At 49.9% G+C, this 351-nt stretch carries 1 pseudogene; it reads right to left on the bottom strand.

What is annotated here, in order from left to right:
* Positions 1-221, bottom strand: a pseudogene (locus METPAY_RS01795) (CoB--CoM heterodisulfide reductase subunit C); the annotation flags it as partial.
* Between the last annotated feature and the right edge of the window lie 130 nt (positions 222-351).

Raw genomic sequence — 351 nt, 5'->3', positions numbered from 1 at the left:
AGGACGGCTCTCCTCATGAACAGGCGAATCCTGTAAGAACTCCTGGGCGCTGAAGGACACGAGCCGGTACATGTTCCGCACTGGTAACACATGTGCGACATTGTACCGCTGATCTTCTCCACACGCTTGCTGAAGTCCTTGTGCGAATCGGAGGTATAGTAGTTCCTGTCCGCAAGTCTCTTCTCGAGGTCAGGGTTTCCATAATTTTTCTCTACTGCCATTTTATTTCTCACCTCATTCTGCGGTCTTCAGCTCAACTTTACCAAAGTCGCCTTCCTTGACCTTGGAGGTTCTCGGCCGAAGCAGCTTCTCCTTGATTGTATTAAAGAGGTCAGTCTCCTTGCCCTTCAT

This window comes from Methanolacinia paynteri, from assembly GCF_000784355.1.
In the GTDB taxonomy this organism is placed as follows: domain Archaea; phylum Halobacteriota; class Methanomicrobia; order Methanomicrobiales; family Methanomicrobiaceae; genus Methanolacinia; species Methanolacinia paynteri.
The sequence above is the reverse complement of the archived record's forward strand: the minus strand, read 5'-3'. Positions and strand labels throughout refer to the sequence as shown.